The sequence below is a fragment of the Bifidobacterium myosotis genome (assembly GCF_002259745.1).
Lineage (GTDB): Bacteria > Actinomycetota > Actinomycetes > Actinomycetales > Bifidobacteriaceae > Bifidobacterium > Bifidobacterium myosotis.
The window spans coordinates 88900-108716 of record NZ_MWWW01000005.1; the positions used below are offsets into that span (position 1 = coordinate 88900).

Below are 19817 nucleotides of genomic sequence, written 5' to 3' on the forward strand. Positions count from 1 at the left end.
ATAATCGGCGGTATCGTCGGCAGTATCCTATTGAACGGATGTGGGGAGCATCCGCACCCAGAGAAGGGAAGGCAGATGGCCAATAACCAAAATCAGCCGCCAAAGTTGCCCGGCTACGATTTCGTGCAACTGCTGGGCGCTGGAGCCACGGCAACGGTGTACCTGTACCGTCAGCGCATGCCCGCACGTCCCGTGGCAGTGAAGGTCAGCGCGAAGACCCTCGACCCCCGCGCCGCGGCGTTGTTCAACCGCGAAGCCAATTTCATGGCCAGATTGTCGTCGCACCCGTACATCCTTCCGGTGTACGACGCCGGTGTGACCTCCGACGGCCACGGCTTCATCGTGGTCGAGTACGCGCCGGGCGGCACCTACAACAGCATCATGAAGGCCCAATCCCTGACCTGCGAGCAGGTGCTCGATCTGGGCATCAAGCTGGCGAGCGCGCTGTTCACCGCCCATCGCAGCAACATCATCCACCATGACATCAAGCCGAGCAACATTCTCATCACCGCGCAGGGGCTGCCGGCGCTGGCGGACTTCGGCATCTCCACCGACGTGTATGACCGCACGGAAACCGGATTCTCCCCGCCGTGGGCCCCTCCCGAAGTGCTGCAGCACAGGACCAACGGTTCCGAGGCCGCGGATATCTATTCGCTGGCGGCCACGTTGTACGCCCTTCTCGTGGGGTGTTCGCCATATCAGCATGAGTATCATCCACGCTCGCAATCCGAGCTCATCGACCTCATCATCAATCAGCCGCTGCCTCGCATCAACCGTGCGGATGTCCCCGCGGACGTGGAATCGGTGCTGCGTCGCGCATTGGATAAGGACCCAGACCGCCGCTACTATTCGGCGCTTGAATTCGCCCGCGCCTTGCAGCGCGCACAATTCGCGCATTTCGGCCACGCCACGCCAGTCACGGTGGAGGGCATGCCGCAATATCCCAAGGATGTCGAGCGTCGTCGGCGGTCTGCCGACAATCAGTCCGGACCGGCATCCGTGAGCCGGCGTGGTTGGGTCAGGCCCGTCGCCATCGCGACGACCGTCATCGCAGTGCTGGCGGCGATCGGTCTGACGTTCGCATTCGTGGTGCTGCCCCGCATGGACAGCGCCGTGGGCCCGGGCTCCCGGGAACTGATGGCGCCCGGCACCGACGGCACCGACGACGCGAAGTCCGGGCAGGGGGACGATGCGATCACCGGCACGTCGAACGCCCCCGTCCCCTCGCCGGAGAATGTGACCGGTTCTTACAGCACGGACAGCTCGTCGGTGACCTTCACCTGGACCAATCCGGACCCGCAGAACGGGGACGCCTACGCATGGTCCGTCATGGAGGGCAGCGCCGCCGATCAAAGCGCCAAGACCACCACCACGACGCAGACGCAGGTGACCGTGGACGCGCAGGAGGGGTCTCAGACCTGCATTCAGGTCTCGATAGTCCGCGAGAACCGCCAGATGTCGGCAAATCCGTCCATCGCATGCGCAGCCAAGCCGCAGTGACCATGACGGCCATGACAGCGGTTCGCACGCCCGAAGCGGCGGAACGCATGCGTTGAATCGAAGGCCCGACGCCGTTAGACTGGCAACAGGGGAGAAAAGTTCAGGGGGAACGATGGCCACATCAGCCAAATCGTACGACCGGAGGCGTCGCATCGGAGCGGCGTTGCGCCGACTGCTGCCATCCGGCAGACATCCATGGACCATGCCAGTGATCACGCTGCTCCTGCTCATCGGCCTGGTCGCCGGCGCGGTGATCGTAAGCACCGTCACCCGACGGCATGTCCAGCTGGATGACGGCACCGTATGGGTCACGTCGCTCAACAGCAGGAAAGCGGCGCGGTTCAACGTGAGGAACCGGGAGGCGGACGCCGGCGTCTCCTCATCCGCCCCTCGATTCGACGTGGCGCAGCATGATGGTCAGACCATCCTCGCCGAGCCGAATCAGGCCTCTTCCATCAAGGCCTCCACCGTCGGCGTCGATGCCAAAACGGAGATCCGGGCCAATACCTCGGTCATGGTCGGCGGTGAGACCGCGGCCTTCATCAACGACAAAACCGGCAATGTATGGATCGGGCGGGCGGCGGACCTCGACGGCGTCTCCCCCGCCACAGCCGACCCCGATATGGAGCTCGGAGCGGGCGGGCGCATTGCAGTGACCCATACCGGGGAGGTGTACGGATACCGCCCCGCCGACGGCATGGTGCTGTATGCCGGGAACGCCAACGGACGCGTCAGGGAGCTTGAATCACTGTCATCCGGTCGCCAGCAAAACGCGGACAGCTTCACCGTCGTCGGCGAGACGCCGGTCATCGCCATCGACGGCGCGATCGTGTTCAAAGGCGGGCGCATCGACACCGGTTCGGCGGGACGTCTCACCCTTCAGGCTCCGCCGTCCGACGACGGCCAGACCGGCTGGGTCGCCGCCGCCTCCCCTCAGGGATTGACGATGGCGGCGCTCGAATCCGGCGCAAAACCTTCATTCCTGTCCAACGGCGGCAAAGGCGAGCCCGCGCAACCCGTGTCCCTGAACGGATGCGTGATGGCCGCGTGGAGCCAAAAGGTCAGCAACTACGTGCGAGTCTGCTCGCCGAGCGGTGACGGAGCCAAACTCCAGACTCTGGACTCGGTGGACACCACATCGCAGTTGGTGTTCCGCACCAACCACCGGCTTGCGGTGCTCAACGACGTCATCAACGGCAATGTGTGGAACCCCGAGGATTCCACCAAGGTCATCAAAATCCAATGGAACCAGATCCAAACGGAACAGACCTCCAAGGAGGATCACAACAGCGATTCGGCCGACAACCACCGCGACTTCGCCAAGACCTGTTCCGCGCAATCCGGCCAGATCAAGGCCGTGGACGATACGATAGGCGCGCGCGCAGGCTCCGAACGTATCCTCGACGTACTGCGCAACGACGAGCAGACGGACTGCTCGGTGCTGCGCATCACCAAGGTGGGGGCGCCCGATGGCGCTCGTGTCACCGTCGCTCCCGTATATGACGGGCGATACCTGCAGCTGGACGCCTCGTCGGCATCATCCGGCACCGTGACGTTCACCTATGACATCTCGGATGGACGCGATCAGACGTCCTCGGCCAAAGTGACCGTGAACCTGACCGGCTCGAACAACACAGCGCCCACGCAAACCGACACGCCACCCGAAATCGACGTGGAACAGGGTGCCAGCACCACGACCAACGCGCTTGGCAGCTTCGCCGACCCCGACGGGGACCCGCTCACCTTGGTTTCCGCCGTCGCGCAGAACACCGATCAGGTGCAGGTGTCCACACGCGCCGACGGCCAGCTCACTTTCAACACCGGCGCTTTGGCATCAGGCAGAGTGGGCGTGCAACTCACCGTCTCCGACGGTCAGGCCACCGGCACCGGTCTCATCTATTTCTCCGTCAAACCGGCGAACACACTGGCGGCGATCATCGATCCCGTATCCAAGAGCACCACCCCCGGCACCGACACCACCATCGAACTCGAGCCATATGTGCATGGCACGTCCAGCGAACCGGCTCAGCTTGGTCAGGTGGATGCCCCTGACGGCACCAGCGCCACGGCCAACGCGGCGGACATGTCCATCTCGTTCAAAGCCTCGAAGCCCGGCACCTACTATGTGCCCTACACCATAACGCAGGGATCGATGCCCGCCACCGGTCTGGCACGCGTGGAGGTGCAGCCGGTCCAGGGCGAAGCGGCCAAACCGGTGGCGGCCAATGACGTGGCGTTGCTGGGAGCCGACAATACGGCGATCGTGGAGCCGCTGGCCAACGACGTCGATCCGATGGGCGGGGTGCTGTCCGTCGCCACGGTGACCGCGCCCGCGGATTCCGGTATCAAGGTGGGACTGGTGAGCCACAAGCGCGTATACATCACCGCCCGTCAGGTGCCCACCAACCCATTGGCCATCAACTACACCGCAGCCAATGCGGCCGGCACCGCCAAAGGCGTCATCGTACTGCAGCCGCCGGCCCTGACGGCCTCGAACTCGGCCCCGAAGGCTGGCAACATCAACACGCAGGTACGTGCCGGCGGCATCGTGTCGGTGGATGTGCTGGACCATGTGACCTATCCGGACGGCACCACGGTCAAGCTCAAGGACAACCTGCAATACGACAAGGACACCTTCAAGGGGCTGGCATTCGTCTCGGGCGACACCGTGCGCTATCAGGCATCCCAGCAGACGGGCACGTTCCCGATCACCTACACGGTCGAGGACAATCTGGGCAATGTGGCCTCGGCCACCATCACCATCACCGTGCATGAGCGCAACGCCGAAGGCAAGGCGGCGCCGACCCCGCACGACACCGAGGCGCAGGTCGCCGCCGGCCAGAAGGTGCGCATCCCAATCACACTGAACGGCATCGACGCGGATGGCGACGACGACCAGCTGCTGGGCTTGGGCAACAAGGCGCCGAGTCTGGGACGTATCTCCGAAGTGGGGTCGGACTATCTGGTCTACGAGGCATATCCCGACTCCTCCGGCACCGATACATTCTCCTACGCCGTGGAGGACTGGACCGGCCAGCGCGCGCAGGCGCAGATCCGCGTCGGCGTGTTCCAAAGCTCCTCGAGCTCGGGAGTCTACGCGCGCGACGACGAAATCACGTTGCGTCCCAATACGGCGGCTACCGTGCCCGTCGCCCAAAACGACATTTCAGGCGACAACACCGACCTCACCGTGGACCGGACGGTCAAGGCGCAGGGTCTCGACGACGTGACGGTCAAGGACAACATGATCGCCTTCACCACGCCCGCCAACGCCACCACGGCATACATCGCCTATACGGTCAAGGACAAGGCCAAGCTGTCGGACACGGCCACGCTCACGGTGAACGTGGACCCGAATGCGGCCATCGAACCGCCCACCGCCTACGACTATCGGGTGCCGTCCGCGGCCACCATCGATAAGAAGTCCGTGGATGTAGATGTCTCACAGTGGATCGCCAACCCGTCGGGCACCGCCGATGAGCTCACGGTGGGGGTGCATCCCTCCGCGGCCGACCACGCCCGGGTCAAGGGCGGCGAACGTTCGACCGTCATCACCGTGGACCTGACCTCGCAGGCCAGGGCGGTGCCGTACACCGTGACCAACACCACGCACCACATCACCTCCACGGCATTCATCCAGGTGCCCGCCTACGGCGTCTTCCCTCCCACGCTTCGCCCCAAGGCGCCGGAGCTCAAGGCCAATTCGCGCGAGACGATCACCATCAACATCAACGACTACGTGCGGGTGGGCGCGGGCAAGGAGCCGCACATCGACTCTGCGGCCTCGGTCAGCGCGACCAAGGCCGCCAACAGTGACCTGTACGTGGACGACCACACCCTGAAGTTCACGGCCGTGGACGGCTATTCGGGCCCTGCGTCCATCACCTTCACCGTCACGGACGGCAAACAGGGGGCGGATAAGACCCATATCATCAATTCGGCCGTGCTCTCCCTGCAGATCACCATCGTGGGCCGTGACGTACCGCCGCCCACGTTCACCTCCTCCACCATCGACGTCGAAGCGGGCGCCGAACCCAAGACCGTCGATCTCAAGGCGCTCACCCACGCGCCGGAGGGCATCGCGCCGGAAAACACGCATTACACCTATGCGGGCGGCACGAGCTCGACCGACCAGATCGTCTCGAAGCTCTCCGGCGACGGCATGCTCGAAGTCTCCGCCATGAAAGACGCCAAACCGGGGACCACGGCCACCATCCCCGTGCAGATCGGCTATGAGAAGGGCACTGTGAACGCCGGCGTGACCGCACGCGTGGTGGCGTCCAGCAAGCCATTGGCACGCATCAACGCCAAGACCCTGCAGATCAAGGCGAGTTCCACCGATTCCGTGGACCTGCTGTCCGACGCCTACAACCCGTTCCCCGATTCCCCGTTGACGGTCGTGGCCTGCAAGGCCGATGACGCCGCCAAACTCACCGTCTCCTCCTGCGATCCGTCCGGCCGCATCGCCATCGCCGCGGCTTCGGACATCGGCGCGTCCACCAGCACCATACTGGTCACCGTCGAGGATGGCAGCAAGGTCAAGGAACGGCAGGTGACCGGCACCGTCACCGTGTCCGTGATAGACAAACCGGACCCGCCGCTGCTGTCTCCGGTGGGCGGCGAGCCTCAGAACGGCGCGGTCACACTCACCTGGACGCCGGGTGCCGCCAACGGCAGCCCCATCACCGAGTACCGGGTCAATTGGACCGGTGGGGCGGAAGGCAGCAAGTCCTGCGGCGCGGTCACCTCCTGCCAAATCACGGGACTTGCCAACAACAAGCCATATTCGTTCACCGTCAGCGCCAGAAACGAGGTCGGATGGTCCAAGCCGTCCGCCGCGGTCGAGGCCACGCCCGACCGCGTGCCCACCGCGCCGACCGCGGTGACCGTCACGGGAGGCAACAAGACCGCCACCGTCACCTGGAACGCCCCCGAAGGCGATTTCGGCGCCGTGGACAACTACTCGGTGACCATCACCGGCGCCGGCGCTCCGCAGACCAAGGAGACCAACGGCACGTCCACGCGCATGACGTTCTCGTTCGCCAACGGCGACATCTCGGACGGCACCGAGGTGACCGCCACGGTCAAAGCGCACAACGCCATCAACTGGGGTCCGGCATCCGAGGCATCCGAGGCCGATGAGGTGTGGGGAGACCCGGAAGCCCCCATCATCACGCTGTCAAACAAGGACACCACAGTCACCGCGAACATCACGCTGGGCGACAACCACAACGCCGGTTGCAAGACGATCGTCTTCGGCGGAGATACCGAGGGCACCATGTCATGCACCGACACCTCCACCTCGTTCGAGGTGAACGAAAGCGACCTCAATACCACCGAGCTCACGGTCACAGCCACGGTCGAACCGAAACGCCCCGCCGACGCGGCGACCGGAAAAGCCCGGTTCACCCCCTCCTACACCATGCAGAAGGCATCCGGCGTCTCCACATCCGGCTCCGGCGGCAGATGCACCGTGCGCTGGACCAAGCAGGGTCTGGCCCAATCCTTCGACGTGACGGCGGACGGCCTCGGCAGCACCACCGCCGGCAAGAACGAGACGTCGGCCACCTTCGACATGGAGCCATGGGACACCTGCGGCACGGCATCGGTGACCCAGGTGTTCAACGGCCGCTCCGGCTCCCCCGCCTACGGCGGTCCTTCCGGAGGCGCGCCGTACATCTATGAGGTCAAGGCAAAAATCACCGCGCCGAACAGCCTCACCTGGGGTGACAACAAGAACGTGGTCAAGGTGGATGGCGGTTCGGTGGAGACCTACGGCAAGAGCGCCCGCTACCAGATCATCATCAACGGCATTGCATTCGACTGGCAGCCCGGAAGACCGCTGGACGTGACCGATCTCAAGACCGACAAGGACGGTACCTATCGTTGGAGCGTCAAGGTCACCAGCACGGAAGGTCTGACCGGACTCGACAACACCGCTTCCGGAGGCACGATTCGAGGCAAACGCCCCGGTGTGGACGAAGAGACCGAGGGGGATGCCTCCACGTCATCCTTCACCTCCCGATCCGGCGCCCATGTACTGATCCGGGAGCCTTGGATTCTTGGACTGGCCAATACGCCGGCGCAACAGTCGCATCCGGCGCAGCCTCATCCCGCAGCACGGAACGTGTAGCCATGACGCAGCCCATGCCCTCAGGCGCATAGCCGATAACGCACCATCCATGCCACAGCACCACAGCACCACAGCACGACAACGCAACAGCAAGCAACAGCAGGAGTACACCAATGAACGAGCACCTCGACGACGCAACGCAGTTGTCCGACGCCACCAGACTGTCGGACAACACGAACATGTCCGAGCCGGACGCCACACGGATATCGACGGCACCCCATGACGGCGTGCAAACCGTACACCCCGAGGGCAATACGCCGGCATGGGCCTCGGCATCATCCTCATCGCCCTCCAAGCCCATGGTGCGGCCAAGTCTGCCGCAACGCCCGGGAACTTCGGGAGCGAAGGCCACAAACGCCGCCAAAGACGTCAAAGCCGCCAAGACGCCGGGGAGCCCGGCCACAGGGCATGGGCCGAACACCGCCAAAACCGTCAAAACCACGGGACCCGCAAAAACCGCAGCACCCGTAACAGTCTCGACGGGGAGCCAGGCACACGCCGCGAAGACCGCGAACGCCGCAACGCGAGGATCCGGCGCCGCCAAGCCCGACCGATCCGGCACGTCGCGCCCTTCACCCATCGACTCCGGCCTACTGCCCGAGCCCACCGATGAAATCCGCGATTTCAGGGACTCCTTCAACGCCCTGGTAGGCAACATCTCCAAGGTGGTCGTCGGCAAGACCATGCCGATCAAGGAATGCGTCACCGCGCTGCTGGTCGGAGGCCATGTCCTGTTGGAGGACAATCCCGGCACCGGCAAGACGCAGCTGGCGCGCGGTCTGGCCAATTCCATATCCACCAGTTTCAAGCGCATCCAGTTCACGCCGGACCTGCTGCCGTCGGACGTGGTGGGCGTGACGTTCTACGACCAGAAGACCGGCGACTTCACGTTCCGCGAGGGACCGATCTTCGCGTCCATCGTGCTTGCGGACGAAATCAACCGTGCATCACCGAAGACCCAGTCCGCCCTGCTGGAGGTCATGGAGGAGCAGAAGGTGACGGTGGATGGCGAAACCCATGACGTACCGCAGCCGTTCATCGTCATCGCCACGCAGAACCCCATCGAACAGCTTGGCACCTACAAGCTTCCCGAGGCGCAGATGGACCGATTCCTCATCAAGACCTCGATCGGGTACCCCGGACACGACGTATCGGTGGACATCCTCAAACAACTGGACATCACCGACCGGGCCGGGCAGATCGAGCCCGTGCTCAGCGGCGAGGATGTGATGCGTCTGCGCGAAGTGGCTTCGAGCATCTACGTGGACGACGCAATCCGGGAATACGTGGTGCGTCTGGTGGAGGCGACACGGCACGATGAGAAGATCATGGTGGGCGCCTCCATGCGCGGCGCTTTGGCGTTGACACGCTGCGCCCGCATCTGGGCGGCCGCGGACGGACGTGCATACGTGGTGCCCGATGACATCAAGGATCTGGCCGTGCCTGTGCTCGCCCACCGCATCACGTTGACGCCGGAGGCCACCTTCGACGGCGCTACCGACGAAAGCCTGATCGCCCGGATTCTGGAGGACGTCCCCTCCCCCACCATCGGGCGTTGACGCCACCGTATTCACCGCACACGAAAGTCTGAAAGGGATTCCCATGGATACCGCATCCGCCACGGCGCTGCGCCGACACCGCCGGCGCGAACGCAGGCTGAAGCGCGCCGCCAAGGCGGTCAGACATGCCGTCACCTCCTACGTCTCCCCGCTGGGCTGGATGACCTTGGGGGCTGCGGCGGCATGCCTGCTGGCCTTCCTGCCGCTGGGCTGGACCGAATTGCTGGCATTCGCCATCGTGGCCGGAACGATGATGCTCGCCGCAGTGGTGCTCTCCTTGGGCAACACCCGATTCAACGCCGCAATCTCCCTGTCCAACCGCCGAGTGACCGCAGGCGACACGGTGACGGTTCTCGTCGACATCGACAACCGTGGCCGCACTCCGACCGCCACGGCCCGCGGCAATCTGCCCATCGGAGACGCCCACGAGCGGTTCACCATCCCCATGCTGGGTCCCGGACAGGCCAAGCAGACCGAAGTGACATTCCGTGCGGTCTCCCGTGCGGTGCTGCCCATCGGCCCGCTGCGCATCCGCAAAGGCGACCCGTTCGGCCTGATCCGCCATGAGAAGGAACTAGCCGAACGGCTCACCGTGTTCATCCATCCGGCCACAGTGCGACTGAACACCTTGAATGCCGGCGTGCCTCGTGATCTGGAGGGGCAGCCGTCCGGTCAGATCGTCGATGACGACCTTGACTTCTACGGATTGCGCGAATACGAGCCCGGAGACGATGTGCGCAACGTGCATTGGCTGAGCTCCGCGAAAACCGGTACCCTGATGATCCGTCAGTACGAGGCCACACGACGCACCGACACCTCGGCGACGATCAGCGTCAACCCGGACGACTACGCCAGCAGCGAGGAATTCGAATTGGCCGTATCCATCCACGCCTCCATCGGGGTGCAGTGTCTGCTGCAGGATCGGCCCCTGTACTGCCATGCCGGCGCATCGCATGCCCGCCCGCGCAATGCCATGGCGTTTCTGGATGCAGCCAGCGGCATCGGGCCGGACCGCGACGACAATCCGAATCTGGCGCAGGAAACGCTCAGTCATGCACCGGACGCCTCATTCTATTACTTCACCGTCGGTTCGATGAAGGACCTCGACCAGATCAAACGCATGACCCTTGCGTTGCCGCGTTCGGCCAATTGCGTGGTATTGCAGGCTGATTCCGGCGCGAATCGCGGCATTCGCCGGTTCGCCAACTTCACGCTCGCGACGGTGGGCGAACTCGACGACCTGCCGCCCATCATGGGGGTGCTCGCATGACCGACAGCAACCAGCCCTCACGCACGCCGGCGGGCTTCTTCGCCGCGCCCCGTACGGCACCCGGCAAAACCCCGGGCAGCATCCCCGTCGCCGCGGCCGGGTCGATCTCCGGTGCCACACTCGGCGCGACGGCGTCCACCACGACCGGATCATGGGCCGATTCCACCCACTCGGTCATCTGGATGACCCGTGGCGAACTGCCCCACGGAGTCCATCATGCGCATCGGCAATGGGCCCGGAACCTCATTAGTCTGACGCTGGTGACGGTCATGATGCTCCTGGCCCTGGCCAACCTCATCGATGTCTATGGCGACCCGATAGCTTGGGCCGCCGCCGGTGTTCCCGCCACACTGATCGGGGCGCTCATCGCATGCGCGGGCACCGTTCCAGCCCTGCGCCTGTGGTGGCAGCTGGTGTTTCTGGCGGTATCGCAATTCATATTGGGCCCGGTGATCGCACTCAATGGCACCACCACCGCCCATGTCGTGCCCTCACTCGACACATTGAGCAAAGGATGGGCAGACACCTTCGGTTCGTTCAAATACCTCATTTCCATCACACCACCCATCGGCACCGCCGATGGCAGTCTCATGGCCCTCTGGACCATGGGATTGTGGCTCACCTTCCTGGCCGGCATATTCGCCGTCCAAGGCAATGCATGGCTTTCGCTGGCCGGAGTGCCGCCGCTGGTGGCCGCCATGGCCCTCAGCGCGCTGCTCGGCACCGGCACCGGCTGGCAACGCCCCCTGTGCGGCACGGCATTCGCGTTGCTGCTCATCATCTGGCTGTCCTGGCGTCTCGAGCTGTTCGAATGGGGACGCTGGCTGTCCAGCCTTATCATCGTGGCGCTGGCCATCGGACTCGCGGCCGGCGGCACCACGCTGACGTCGCAGCCGCGCTTGGTGCTCAGGGACCGGTACAACCCTCCGCTGAGCCCCTATGACTACACCAGCCCCCTCAGTGGCATGCGATCCTATATCAAGGATCATAAGAAGGACGTGCTGCTCACGGCCACCAATCTGCCCGCCGGTACGCCGGTAAGGCTCGCGGTGATGGACCGTTTCGACGGTTCGGTGTGGAATCTGTCCGATTCCAGTGAGGCTGCCGGCTCCTCGAATTACGAGCGCGTGGGCACGAGCATCGCCACGAAGGAACAGGGCTACCCGTTCACCGCGACCTTCACCGTGAACAAGGGGCTCGCGGACTCCTGGCTGCCGTTGGCGGGCATGGCCACCGGCGTCCGATTCACGTCGTCCGGCGAGAACACCTTCTATTACAACGCCGACACCGATTCGGCGATCATCCCTTCCGGCACCCATGAGGGAATGACCTATACGGAATCGGGCATCATCCCAGTCAAACCGACCGACAAGCGGATCAACCAAGCCAAGGCGTCCCGCGTCAGTCAGCCCGAAGCCCGTGAGGTCCCTGATTCGGTGAGCAAACTGGCCACATCCATAGCCGGCGGTCAGGCCTCAGGCGGGGCCGCGGCAACCGCGCTGGCCGATACGCTCAGGGAGTCCGGTTGGTTCTCCCACGGTCTTCAGGGCGATTACCCTTCGGAGGCCGGCCATGGCAACTACCGGGTGAACAAGCTGCTCGCCGGCACCGCCATGGTGGGAGACTCCGAGCAATACGCCTCCGCCATGGCGCTCATGGCCCGCGAACTGGGACTGCCCTCCCGCGTGGTGATGGGATTCCTGCCCAAGAATCAGGAAGGCGATATCACCGATGCGCGCACGAAGAAGACGACGGGCAATACCACGGTCACCGAATTCACCGGCAACGACGTGACCGCATGGGTGGAAATCAAATTGCAGGGATTGGGATGGGTGGCCTTCTATCCCACTCCCAAGGAGACCAAGATTCCCGACGAAAACCAGAATCTGACCCCGCCGAACCCGCAAACGCTGGTTCGTCAGCCTCCCGTGCCGCTCACCGACCCTCTGCGCGACAAAACCCAGGCCAAGGGGCAAAGCTCACTGGCCGGCGCTGATGCCGACGCCGACTCGGCGAACCTGTTCTGGACCCGATTCCAGAGGGTGGCGGGAGCCGTGGCGCTGTATGGCAGCCCGCTGTGGGCCCTGCTTATCCTGTGTGGCCTGATTCTTCTGATCAAGGCCCTCGCTCTGGCCCGCGCGAGGCGTCATGGCAGCCCGCAAACCCGTGTGGCCGCCGGCTGGAACGCCATCTCCTCCCTCGCCGAACAAAGCGGCATCACCCCCAAGGGCACCAGACGCGACCAGGCCGAGTCCATAGCCCGCCAGCTCGGCACCGGCGGACAGGCCCTCACCCAGTTGGGGCGCGAAGCCGATTACGCTTCGTTCTCCGGCAAGGCGGTACTGTCCAGTCAGGCCGCCGCATACTGGCGGAGCGTGGACCGGCTGCGTAAAACCATGCTCGCATCCCTGCCCGCCTTACGGCGTCTGAAGACCAGACTTTCGTTGAAAAGCGTGGTTATACTGTCCAGTAGGCGCGCCGACAGATCGAAGCGGCAACGCACGGCAACGAGGGCGCGCACACCCAAGAAGGGGACGAAATCATGAGGTCAGGTTCCATCCGCACCGCAATCGCCAGCGACGTGGGCCTGAGGCGCCGGAACAATCAGGACAGCGGCATCGCGCGTCGTGGCGTATACGTGGTCTGTGACGGCATGGGCGGCGGCATGGGCGGCGAACGGGCGAGCAGACTTGCCGTGGAACGGCTCGCCCGGCTCGCCGACCAGCCCGAACGAGGACGTGACGATATCGACAACGCTTTGGCCGAAGCCCAACACGACATTCTGGCTCTGGGACTGGAGCTCGGCGGCGTGGCCGGTACCACGATTTCCGGTCTGATCCTGCCGACCGTCCCGTCCGAGGCATCCTCTCCTTCCAAGATGAGCATCCCTTCTGAGGCGACCTCCCCGTCCAAGGAGACCGCGACAGCTACGCCAACCTCAACGAATACGCGAGCGGAAACGTCCACAGCGACCGCAACGACCGCTAACCCCGAGCCGGCCAAGGCCTCGCGCGAATTCATCGATCAGGCCTATGTCGTCAACATAGGGGATTCACGCACCTACCACATGAATCCACTGCCCCGGACCGACGCGGATGCAGAGCCGACGACGACCGATGATGGACTCACCGATGTCACGCCGTTATGGGACGCCACCTCGCTCACACGCATCACGAGGGACCATTCGCAGCGTCAGGAGGCCATCGATTCGGGCCGCATGCTGCCGGAAGTGGCCGAGGCCACGATTCCACGCAATATCATCACCCAATGTCTGGGCGACCCGAACGGCATCAAGCCGGATGTCTACGTAGCGGACATGGTCGGACGGTTCATCGTCTGCTCGGATGGATTGCACGGCGAGGTTCCCGATGATCGCATCGCCGCCATCGCCGCAGCCCACGCCAACCCGCAGGAAGCCGTGGACGCCCTGCTGGCCGCCGCACTCAATGCGGGCGGCACGGACAACATCACTGTGATTGTGGTCGATATGCCACCGGTCTCCCCCAAGCATCACGCCTTCAGCGCCTACAGGCTGAACGTGGGTGAGGAAATCGGCGTCATCGAAGACTCAACACTGCAAACACTACGAACGTTGCGTTCGGCATAGCCGAACGGGAGTCAAGGAGGAATTACCCATGGTCGATTACGATGCCGCGGTCGCCGCCGTACAGGACCCGAACGCAGATCCGGTGCTGCTGGCGAAAATCGCCTACGAAAACCCGGAATTCGGCGCCAATGTGGCGGTGAACCCCCGATGCTATCCGGGACTGAAGCGCTGGCTCGCCGAGTTCGGCGACGAACGCGCCCGCGAGACGCTGGCGCAGATCGGATTCACTGCCGATGCCATCGGAGGCCCGGTGGTCGATAGGGAGACGGCCGAATCCGACAATCCGCAGAGTTCGCAGACCGCATATGCCGGCGACACGTCCTCCGTCGAAACAGGCGCGGCGGGCGAAGAACCCTCCCCCGATACGCAAACGCAGGAAGTCGGCCCAGACGCACCGGAGTATTCGGCTGAGGCCTCTTCGGCCCAGACACCCTCCGCCCCGGCCGCGTCGGAATCGTACGCAGCCGCCGACATGGCTTCGGATGCCGCGTCTTACGGCGGGAACAATGGTGCATGGACGCCGGCAGATAATCAGGCCACCGCCAACGACGCGCCTCAGCATGAGGTATACGCCGATTTGCAGTCCGTCTCGGACCTACCGGCGGACGCCTCCGCATACGGCACCGATCAATCCGGGGCCGCCGACGTCACCGGCGCCGCTCCGACGAACGATTCGTATGCCGCGTATGCCCAGACCGCCGCGCAACCCACTGCCACCCCCGTCCAGCCGGTCTTCGAGGAGCCGGTGGTGACCAACCCCTATGGATTCACCGTGCAGCTCGCACTGACCACCACCGATCAGATGCAAATCGCCCAGATCGCCCAATATGCGCCCGAACTGCGTGTGTGCATCGCGCGCAATCCCAATACGTATCCCGCACTGCTGGACTGGCTCGCCCAATTGGGCGATCCGGCGATCAATGCCGCCCTGGCCTCCCGCCAGTAACGTCCAGCGAAGGAAAGGACAGCGATCATGGCCTTCATCCCCTATCCCCCGGCACCGGAATTCGGCTGGTATGAGGACGACCGGTCCACAGTGGATTCCGTTGCAGACGTACCCGAATCATCAACGGCATCAGTGACACCAGCAGCACCCGAATCATCAACCGTATCGGGATCAGCAGCACCAGCCACATCCGAATCATCAGCCGCAGCATCAGCATCCGAATCATCCGCAGCACCCTCATCATCAGCCATATCAACCGCACCCGAACCATCCTCAGCACCCGAATCCGGCCCGGCCCATGCGGACATCACGCCCCATGCCGCCGAAGACGACATCTCGGATTGGGACAGCACGGTGCTCTCCTCCGCCTTCACGTCGAAGGCCCCGCAGAAGACGTATCTGCTTCACAACGACGTCACCGGCCAGACCATCGTGATCGACAAGAGCACGTTGCTGGGCCGCAAGCCGTCCATGGACGTGCCGCAGGGCGCCAAGGCGGAGCGTGTGGAGGACCCGACGCGCACCACGTCACGCAACCATGCCGCCATCAGCATCGATACGGATGGCGCGCTGTGGATCGAAGACTACGGTTCGCTCAACGGCACCTACATCATCCAGGACGGGCAGGAGACCCAGGTGGTCAAAGGCGCGCCAAGGCAGCTCGAGGCCCCGTCCACCGTCCGTATCGGAGACCAGTTCTTCCACTTCACCGAACAGACCGAACAGTAGCGCGGAACAGGTGGAATAGCGGTAGCACAGTCCCTGCGCCACCGTCATTCCACCGTCATTCCACCGTCACGCACGGATGGCGGTGCCGTCATCGCCGGCATCACCATCCGACACCTCGAACAGTTCGGGTGACTTGCGTACAGAGAAGCGGAACATCAGCGCCGCCAGCACCACGCCGAACACCGCCATCGCGGCGAACACCCACATGCTCTGCGCGAACGCGCCACGATTGGCCACCGGCGCATCCAAGCCATCGGCCGATGCCATCATGACGAATTCGGAGAGCAGCGCACTGGCGACGGCCGTGCCTATGGCACCGGCAAGCTGCTGCACGGTGTTCATCACCGCCGACCCGTCGGCATTGAGACGTGCCGGCAGCTGGTTCAAGGCATGGGTCTGGTCGGGCACGAGCACGAATCCGCTGAACGTCATGAACAGCATGTAGGCCACGGCGACCGCCCACACGTTGGAGGCGCCGACGATAAGCGCGACGTCCACAAGTGTCACTCCCACGAATCCCGGCAGGATGAACTTCGGCGGAAAATGGTTCTTCAGCGCACCTCCGATCATCGGGGCGGCCACCGCACCGGCCACGGCACCGGGCAGCAGCACGAGGGCCGCGTTCATGGACCCCATGCCCTGACCGCGCTGCAGCAGGATCGGCAGCAGGAAGTTCACGCCGAGCACTCCGCCCGAACTCATGAGCAGGATGAGCATGCCCAGCGCGAAGCCGCCGTAGGCGAACACGCGCACTTCAATCAGCGGATGCGCCATATGCAGCTGCACCGCAGCGAACACCGCCAACACCGCGACACTGCCGATCAGCACGACCCAGAAGCGCCAGTCGCCGTTCCATGTGGCGAAGAAGCTCACCGACACGATCAATCCGGCAAGTCCCAAAGCCACCAGCAGCAAGGACGGCACACTGATCGAGGCCTCCTCACCCTTGCGAATGTCGGGGATCGTGGTCACGCCCATCAGGAACGACACCAGCAGGAACGGCAACATCGTGTAGAAGATCCAATGCCAGTCGAGGTATTCCATGACCACACCGCCGAACACCGGTCCCACGGCCGGCGCCGCGCATGTGACCAGACTCACGATGCCCAGCATGGCCCCTCGCTGTTCCAACGGCGCCTTCTCCAGAATGATGTTGGTGATCAGCGGCAGCGAGATGCCGGTGCCAAGGGCCATGACCAGACGGGCGGCCAGCAACATCGGGAAGTTCACGGCGCATGCGCCCAGCACCGTGCCGGCGGTGAAAATGGACACCGCCGCGACGAACAACGCCTTGGTGGCAAACCGTCGCACCATGAACGGAGAACTTGGAATCGCCACGGAGAGCAAGAGCAGGTAGCCGGTGGTGAGCCATTGCACCACCGAGGCGTCAATTGCGAACTCTTCCATCAATGTGGAGTAGGCGATGTTGAGCGAGGTCTCGGACAGGATGCCAAGGAAGGTGAGGATCGCCAGCGAGACCACCGCGATGACGATTCCGCCCGCAACCGGCCGCTTGCCGCCGTCACCGGCTTCGGGTACGCCGGCCGGTGAACCATGATGTACCGTTTCGGTCATGACATCCTCGTTTCCTGGTATTCGTCCATCTGGTATTCGTCCATGAGACGCAGCGTTTCGTTCAACGTGCGCACGGTGGTCTCGCATTGTTCGACGGTCAGCCCACTCAGCACATGACTCAGTCGCGCGTGGTATTCCTCCACGTACACGCGACGGAGCTCACGCCCGCGCGCGGTAAGGGTGAGCGTCACCGCGCGGCGGTCGGACGCATCGGCATGTTTGACGAGCAGTCCCAGCTGGGCCATCTCCCCCACCAGTTTCGTGATCGATGGCGTGGTGACGCCCAGAAACGCGCTCACGTCGCCCACGCGCGCGGCACCCACGTCCTGTCCGCCGGGCTCATTGAGATGCCAGACAGCGTCGATGATGTGGATGTACCGCGGTTTCAGCCCTTTCGGCAGGGCAGGCATCAGTTCGGTGACGGTCTTCGCCTTCCAGCAGGCGTCCAGCAGCCGACGGACCTCCTCCACCGGCAGCTCGGTGTTCCCCATGTGTCACACCCCCTAATTAGTTACTATTGATAATTACTGCAAGTAACTATATAGGGACATGCAGGGACATAAAAGCCGGGCACGCGCCAAACGGCCCACCATTCGCCGGACAAACCACCACTCGCCAAACAGTCACCACCCGCCGGGCACAGCGACCCTCCCGCCACGAGCTCGCCCTACCCGCCGAGGACCGACCCGGTGGTCTCGATACACATGCCAGCCCAGTATGCCGAGTACCACCCGTCTGAGGACCAACCACCCACCCCATCCAACAAAACGACGGAGAAACAGGCGCGGGCATGATCGCGCCCGTGGGCAATCGCATCATTACAATGACATGCGGCATGCGATGGATTCGCACCGAATGCCGCTTCCAGATGTCACATGGAGGATGAAGCACCCATGACCTCGATTCGCCCCGACAGCCACACCGATACCGACGCCCCCAATAAGCCCGCCCGTCCCCAAACCCCGCAGGCGCAGTCCGTGCACCCCGGCACCGGCGCCATGATCATCACGCTGATGATCGGCTCGTTCGCGGCCGTACTCAATCAGACATTGATGATCTCCGCCCTACCCACGCTCATGCACGAGTTCGACGTGCCCAACAGCACCGTGCAATGGCTCACCACCGGGTTCATGCTCACCAACGGCATCATGATCCCGATCACCGCGTTTCTCATTGAGACCTTCACCACACGTCAGCTGTTCGGCTACGCGATGGGCATGTTCTTCGTCGGCTCGCTGGCCTGCGCACTGGCTCCGAACTTCTCGCTGCTGCTCGCCGGCCGCATCCTGCAGGCGTGCGGCGCCGGCGTGCTCATGACGCTCCTGCAGACCGTGCTATTCCGCGTCTACCCGCCCGAACGCCGCGGTCAGGCCATGGGCATGTTCGGCATGGTCATCGCCTTTGCGCCCGCGCTAGGCCCCACCATCTCCGGCCTGTTGGTCGAATGGCTCAGCTGGCGTTGGATGTTCGCCATCCTCGTCGCCATCGCCGGCGCCGTGCTCGCGGCCGCATGGTTCACCGTCTACAACGTGGGCGAGCCGACGCACCCGCATATCGACGTGGCGTCCGTGGTGCTGTCCACGCTCGGTTTCGGCGGCGTGCTGTTCGGCTTCTCCGACGCGGGCAAGGCCGGATGGGCGAGCGCCACGGTGCTGGTCTCGTTGGCGGTCGGCGTAGTGGGACTTGTGCTGCTCATCGTCCGCCAGCTCAGGCTTGACCAGCCGATGCTCGACTTCCGCATATTCGCAATTCCGATGTTCTCGCTGTGCCTGACCGTGTCGGTGATCGGCTTCGCCTCGTTCATCGGCATCGAGAACGTGCTGCCGCTGTACCTGCAGAACGACCTCGGCGTCAATGCGCTCGAATCGGGCCTGATCATGATGCCCGGCGGCATCGTGATGGGTCTGTTCAATCCTGTGGCCGGCCGTCTCTACGACCGCATCGGGGGCCGCCCGATCGCCCTGATCGGCTTCACCCTGCTCACCGTGGCCGCGATGCTGCTCGCCACGATGAACGAGCACACGCCGGTGTGGCAGCCGGCGCTCTACTTCACGGTGCTGCTGGCCGGCTCCGCGTTCAGCTCGATGCCGCTGGTCACCGCCGCGCTGAACCAATTGCCCGGCCAGCGCATCCCCCATGGCACCGCGATGAACAACACGATGCGCCAGACCTCCGGCGCGATGGCCATCGCCCTGCTCATCACCATCATGAACACGCACGCCGCGAGCGCCGTCCACTCCGGAATGGACGAGGCCGCCGCCTCCACCCTCGGCATGCGCGCCTCGTTCCACGACGTGGCCATCGTGTGCGCGGTCTGCCTCGTCGCCTCCCTGTTCATCCGCGACCGCGGGCGCAGGATCAAGTAGCGGTTCCCGACGCACATCAGCGGGAATCGCGCCGATTACACCCCCAACCACCCCAGAGACAACCGGTCATGGGGCGTGCGTTCGTCCGGGCATTCCCCCATCTTTTCCGGCAGAACGTACGGCGAGTACCCA

General features: G+C 64.1%; 11 protein-coding genes and 1 pseudogene. 10 read left to right on the plus strand and 2 right to left on the minus strand.

Annotated elements, in window-relative coordinates:
* The first annotated feature begins 75 nt into the window (after nucleotides 1–75).
* From BMYO_RS03185 to BMYO_RS03225, 9 genes and pseudogenes are all read left to right on the plus strand, one after another.
* The gene (locus BMYO_RS03185; protein WP_094667131.1) at nucleotides 76–1500 is read left to right on the plus strand and encodes a serine/threonine-protein kinase; all 1425 of its coding nucleotides are present in this window, start codon (nucleotides 76–78) and stop codon (nucleotides 1498–1500) included.
* A 112-nt stretch (nucleotides 1501–1612) separates the two neighbouring features.
* The gene (locus BMYO_RS03190) at nucleotides 1613–7633 is read left to right on the plus strand and encodes an Ig-like domain-containing protein (protein ID WP_094667132.1); all 6021 of its coding nucleotides are present in this window, start codon (nucleotides 1613–1615) and stop codon (nucleotides 7631–7633) included.
* Between the two features lie 113 nt (nucleotides 7634–7746).
* A complete protein-coding gene (locus tag BMYO_RS03195) occupies nucleotides 7747–9192 on the plus strand; it encodes an AAA family ATPase (protein WP_094667133.1) in 1446 nt (481 codons plus the stop codon).
* Nucleotides 9193–9235: 43 nt separating this feature from the next.
* A complete protein-coding gene (locus BMYO_RS03200) occupies nucleotides 9236–10462 on the plus strand; it encodes a DUF58 domain-containing protein (protein ID WP_094667134.1) in 1227 nt (408 codons plus the stop codon).
* 182 nt (nucleotides 10463–10644) lie between these two features.
* Entirely contained in the window at nucleotides 10645–13008 is a 2364-nt protein-coding gene (locus BMYO_RS03205) for a transglutaminase TgpA family protein (protein ID WP_233428126.1), read from the plus strand.
* Complete coding sequence (locus BMYO_RS12020; protein WP_233428097.1) at nucleotides 13005–14069, plus strand: PP2C family protein-serine/threonine phosphatase; 1065 nt, start codon at nucleotides 13005–13007, stop codon at nucleotides 14067–14069. Before BMYO_RS03205 ends, BMYO_RS12020 begins: the two co-directional genes overlap by 4 nt.
* Before the next feature lie 28 nt (nucleotides 14070–14097).
* A pseudogene (locus tag BMYO_RS12540) lies at nucleotides 14098–14334 on the plus strand (variant leucine-rich repeat-containing protein); the annotation flags it as partial.
* 207 nt (nucleotides 14335–14541) lie between these two features.
* Nucleotides 14542–15015, plus strand: a complete 474-nt coding sequence (locus BMYO_RS12545) for a variant leucine-rich repeat-containing protein (RefSeq protein WP_420807289.1) — start codon at nucleotides 14542–14544, stop codon at nucleotides 15013–15015.
* Between the two features lie 27 nt (nucleotides 15016–15042).
* On the plus strand, nucleotides 15043–15744 hold the full coding sequence (locus BMYO_RS03225) for an FHA domain-containing protein (protein ID WP_211276815.1): 702 nt from the start codon (nucleotides 15043–15045) through the stop codon (nucleotides 15742–15744).
* 66 nt (nucleotides 15745–15810) lie between these two features.
* Here BMYO_RS03225 and BMYO_RS03230 read toward each other — a convergent pair whose 3' ends face one another.
* Together BMYO_RS03230 and BMYO_RS03235 are read right to left on the minus strand one after the other, a co-directional pair.
* Nucleotides 15811–17319, minus strand: coding sequence for an MFS transporter (locus tag BMYO_RS03230; protein WP_094667136.1), 1509 nt, complete (start codon nucleotides 17317–17319; stop codon nucleotides 15811–15813).
* Nucleotides 17316–17810, minus strand: coding sequence for a MarR family winged helix-turn-helix transcriptional regulator (locus BMYO_RS03235; RefSeq protein WP_094667137.1), 495 nt, complete (start codon nucleotides 17808–17810; stop codon nucleotides 17316–17318). The genes BMYO_RS03230 and BMYO_RS03235 overlap by 4 nt, the downstream gene beginning before the upstream one ends.
* Before the next feature lie 402 nt (nucleotides 17811–18212).
* On the opposite strand from BMYO_RS03235, the gene BMYO_RS03240 reads away from it, so the two are divergent.
* The gene (locus tag BMYO_RS03240; protein ID WP_211276816.1) at nucleotides 18213–19685 is read left to right on the plus strand and encodes an MDR family MFS transporter; all 1473 of its coding nucleotides are present in this window, start codon (nucleotides 18213–18215) and stop codon (nucleotides 19683–19685) included.
* The last annotated feature ends 132 nt before the right edge of the window (nucleotides 19686–19817 follow it).